This is a genomic window from Candidatus Eisenbacteria bacterium, assembly GCA_030017955.1.
GTDB lineage: Bacteria > Eisenbacteria > RBG-16-71-46 > JASEGR01 > JASEGR01 > JASEGR01.
In genome coordinates this window covers 1-4,936 of the sequence record JASEGR010000124.1, presented here as the reverse complement: position 1 = coordinate 4,936, position 4,936 = coordinate 1, and the positions used below count along the sequence as shown (strand labels likewise).

Sequence of the window (4,936 nt, the reverse complement as noted above, 5' to 3'; positions counted from 1 at the left end):
CAGTGGGGTGGTCCAAACAGGAAGAAGACTGGGCGAAAGCTCGAAGGCAGAACATGGGATGAAATTCCGCCGGCTGTCGATATGACAAGGGCTGTATGCAATTATTGAGAGGTGGCAAGGTTAAACCTTCAACATTTGTTTTAGAAGGAGTTGCCCGTAAAGGCACACATAACACTGGCTAAAAGATTGAGCATCAAATGCTGACGCACTTCTTCTATCATTGAACGTTATACGAAACGCTAACGTGAAGTGAGTTGAGGAGTATGGATATAGTAGTATTACTTTTCATTGTGCTATTTGCAGTAGCGGCGGTGATTATTGCTATAGTTGTAATTAACATGCGTAAGAGGCGGCGTGAGACAGAAAAAGAACAGCGGCGTAAGGCAGAACAGGAGGCGAAGCAGAGAGCGGAGGAAAAGAAACGGCAGCAACTTGAAGAAAAACGACGCAAAGCTGATGAGGAACGTAAGGGTCTCGAAAATGAAGCACAACAGAAAGCAAAAGAGGAAGAGCAAAAACGTTTAGCGGCTGAGTTGCAAAAAGCGGAGAGGGAACGTCATAAGGCCGAGGAAGAGCGTAAGCATCTCGACGAGGAAGCACGACAGAAAGCAGAGGTGCAACGCCAAATAGAAGAATTGCGGAAAGCCGAAGAGGAGCGTCGCAAAGCCGAGGAAGAGCATAAGAGTCTCGAAGCGGGAACCCGTCACAAAGAGGAGGAAGCACAGCGGACGGAGGAGGAAGAAGAGCGCCCCAAAGTAAAGGCGGAGAGAAAGCCGTTGGAACCTGGCAAGAGGGGAGGCAGGCCAAGCGGCTTGACCCAAGGTGGAGAGGAACGACCAGCGCAAGAAACCAAGCCTCTCCGCCCAAAACCTGAAATTGGTTGCTGGAAAAGAGAACGGCGGTGGATACTGTGGGTAGAGGTACCAGATGATCTTCTTGAGAAACCAGAGCTACAGGTGCTTCAAAATGGATCACCTCTGACACAAGACGAATCCAGTGAAGGCTGCTGGTGTCTTGAGCAGGTTTGCGGCCAGGTGGTAGTCCAGTGGAATGAGGATGCGGTTGCCAAAGAGACTCAGATCGCGCTCGGCGAAGGAAATTATCTTCTATTCAAACTGTGCGGAAAAAACCAGAACCTGGGCCGCCGTGTCAAATCCCCTTCACTTGGGTCATACCTTGTGATGGTTCTGGACAACTGGGATCGTGATGAGGCGTTGTCGGGACCTCCGCCAGCGGCGCCAGAACCTATGTCACTCGCCGGGTATAGGGCTCACTTCTTCGATCTTGAGAAAGACGGTGATAGAAAGATTGTTTTCCGCGCCCCTGGGGGTGAGTCATTCGTAATTGAGTCGAAGGCATCGCGGTTCGAACTGTTTGGGACGCGATTGAATGACGCAAATGAAGACATAGGCCCCCTCTTCGGCGGAAGACCCCCGAAAATTCGCACCGTGGGTGATCAGGCGTGGACAGGCGTCGACTGTATAGTGATTCTTGAGGAAGGAAAGAGAGCCGAGGAAAAACGATGGCGAGACGTGATTGCGCCGGATGAGGAAGCAGGGGAACTTGGTCTTGGGGACAAACTTGAAGAACGAGGAGCTGGCTGGTACTCCCTCCGAATCTATGACAAGCAACTCGGCCCCCCCGTGGAGAGCCTGGACTTTAGATTCATATGCGCCCTGAAAGAGGTCAGGATACTTCAACCGTTTCCACTTCCCTCTGAAGATGAGCATAGGCCGGTGTGTGTCGAATTCCTCCACGAGCCTGGTTGTGCCGTCCTACCGGCTGACGGCCTTGCGTGCAGTATCGAGATTGAGCGCGGGGATGATAAAACCATCCTGAGCATTCCCCCAGATCCTACTTGTGACGAGACCCGCTGGCTTGTGGGTCACAAGGGCGGGCCACAGGTAGAAGTGACCGTCCTAGTGGAAAGGCTCTGGTGGGCCGTGGAGGAAGAGCACAATGCACCATCTGAATGGGAAGACCAACTTCTTACTCTCCCCCATAACAACTTTGCCGCTACTTCAGCGAAAGCACTATGGTTACGGCTCCCAAGACGACGCTGGGTTGACGTAGTTTCCGTGGGATTCGAGCGGTCCAAAGCAAGACAATTCAACATGAAAGTTACAGAGAAAATGCTTACCATACCGTTGCGTGAATTTGGCGATTCGACAGAAGTCGGAGACCGCGAGCAAGAACATTTCCTGAAGGTCTGGATCGAACGGGCTAATGGCCTCATCGAGGGAGTCATCGCCATCATTCCTGCCAAGAAGCCAACTAGAATTGAGCAGGAATCGCCGATATCTGAGGCCAAGGAGGTTTGCGAAAAGAGGGCGCTCCTGAATCCTTCCATGATATCCGCACCACGATTGGCGACTGTGCTTACAAGTCTCCGGAAGGTGACGTCTGGACCGCTACTCGTGCTTATCAAAGAGGCACGCAAGGCGTATCCCAGAGCACATGCTGCGCGTCGGGCAGGGTCCGTAGAGTTTACAAAGAACGCGCTCTGTGTGATTGCCTTGGCCTTTGAATTGCGTGGAGAGGAGCAATCCAGAATTCTCAGTCTCAAAAAACACTGGCGCATCAAAGCAGGCTTAGCCAAAAATGAATTTCCGGAAATCATGAATCGTGTTCGGAAACGTTACAAAGATATCAACGCAAGCGGTGCTCGTCGGGCTGGGAATATGTATGATAAGAGGTATGCAGAATGAATCCAATAGAACTGGCGCGAGAGATTGAAGAAAGATACCGACGCTACTTGAAGACCACCTTTTACTTCAGGGACCCGGACCTTCGAGCTTCTTTCGAAGAGGCTCTTAGCTCCGGGCATCTGAGCAAGGGTCCCTACCTTGAAGCCACACCGGTCTTCAAGCGCGGACAAACACCACGAGCCTTGTTCCAAAGCCTCGTTGGTTTCCAACCGGATGAAGGATTCCTGAAGGTAGTGCAGGACAACACACCTCTGCTCTACCAACACCAGGAACAAGCAATCCAAGGAATGTTTGATGGACGCAACGTAGTTGTCGCCACAGGAACAGGGAGCGGGAAAACCGAGGCTTTTCTCTACCCCATTCTGATTCACCTTTATCAGGAATTTCAAGCAGGCAAATTGTGTCAAGGTGTGCGCGCGTTGATCCTCTACCCAATGAATGCTCTGGCAAATGACCAGCGCGAACGCCTTGGGGAAATCTGCAAACGGCTTGATGAAGGGAATTCGTCTTTTCGGTTCACTTACGGACAGTACATCGGAGAAACGCCGAAGGATGAAAATGACTCCCGAGGCCACGCGCGCGACCACATGGCGAATCGGTTGTCAGGGGAGCTGGTATTGCGCTCCGAAATGCGAAGACAACCGCCCCACATCCTCCTCACCAACTACTCGATGCTTGAGTATCTATTGCTCCGACCCGACGACAGCCCGCTCTTTGACAACGGGCGTGCTCGGTGGTGGACGTTTCTCGTCCTGGATGAGGCCCATCAATATAGAGGTTCTCGTGGCATTGAGATGGCGATGCTTCTGCAGCGTCTCAAGCAAAGGCTGAGAGAGGGCGGTCGCTCGGAACCCTTCCGATGCATTGCCACAAGCGCCACGCTGGTTGGTGGAGAAGGGGATATAACAGCGGTCGCAAATTTCGCTTCTGACCTTTTTGGTGAAAAGTTCCATGAGGAGAATGTGATTCTAGGGGAGACTGAACAGATCCCCGAACCTGGTCCAAAAAGCCTTTCTCCGAAGGATTATGAGATTGTAGGGCAGGCTCTCTGCGGGAAAAGCGTAGAAGCCAGAACCCATGTTACAGAACTGGCGATCAAACTTGATGTGCCGTTTCCAGGCAACGAAGATCTGCCAAAAACTGTTGGCAGGCTCCTTCAACGCGACAGCCGCGAAACGGGCCTCCGCCACCTCATCACCGGTTATCCTGCCGAAGTTCGTGAAATTGCCGCGCAAGTCTTTGATGACCTACCAGATGAGAAACGGGTGGCTGCACTGTCCGAGTTAGTTGAGCTTCTTTTGCAGGCGAAGGACCCCACCACCGACGTGCCTCTCTTCTCTGCACGTTACCATCTCTTCCTCAGATCACTTGAAGGCGCCTATGTCTCTTACTGGCCGGAGAAAAAGGTCTTCCTCGATCGCAAGGCAGAGGATCAGGAGCACACGGCCTTTGAAGTTGCGCTGTGTCGAGAGTGCGGTCAGCATTATTTTGTAGGTCCGAATGATTTCAAGGGCGGCAAATTGGCGGAGGCGATTCGCGACCCAAGTCATGTTAATTTTGGGGCCACCTTCTTTCGGCCTATTGAGAATATCGGTGAGGAAGACGAAGAAGAGGAGAGTGGCGACACCAATAACAAGCAGGTATTTCAACTTTGTGTCCAGTGTGGCGAGATGGGGAAAGGCAAACCGAGATGTGGACACAATAATCCGATCCAGGTAGTCAGGGAGGAATCCCCGAAGGATGAAGATAGGGCAGACCAAATGGCGCAATGCGGTGCCTGTGGATACAACGCTGCTGGTCGCGACCCTGTTCGGGAAGTGGTCCACGGAACCGATGGCCCGAACGCCGTCATCGCCACGACCCTTTACCAATGCCTTCCAGAGAAGCGAAAAAAAGTGCTTGCGTTTGCCGACGGACGGCAGGAAGCCGCATTTTTTGCCTGGTATCTCGAAGACTCATACAAAAACATTCTGAGCCGTAACTTGGTTCTCAAAATAGCGCGAAGTTTCACGCACTATCCTGCGGAGGGGATTAGCCTCTACACAATCGCTGATAAGGCGTTCCATAGTTACCACAATGCTTTTAGAGAGAAGGGATCCGATGATGAGCCGATGATTCGCAAGAATATTTGGCGTGCTCTCTACAGAGAGTTCCTGACCGATGAACAACGGATTTCCCTTGAAGGCGTTGGCCTGGTTCGATGGTCGGTCAGTTGGCCAAATTGGTTC

The 4,936-nt window shown here is 52.1% G+C and carries 2 protein-coding genes; both read left to right on the top strand.

Going from position 1 to position 4,936, the window contains the following annotated elements:
• Positions 1 to 263 precede the first annotated feature (263 nt).
• Entirely contained in the window at positions 264 to 2,708 is a 2,445-nt protein-coding gene (locus QME66_12600; protein MDI6809795.1) for a hypothetical protein, read from the top strand.
• The coding region (locus QME66_12595) for a DEAD/DEAH box helicase (protein ID MDI6809794.1) at positions 2,705 to 4,936 on the top strand (2,232 nt) is incomplete at its 3' end. The genes QME66_12600 and QME66_12595, both read left to right, overlap by 4 nt.

Coding starts and splice junctions, on each gene's coding strand:
- QME66_12600 (MDI6809795.1), top strand. CDS start 264: ATGGATATAGTAGTATTACTTTTCATTGTGCTATTTGCAGTAGCGGCG.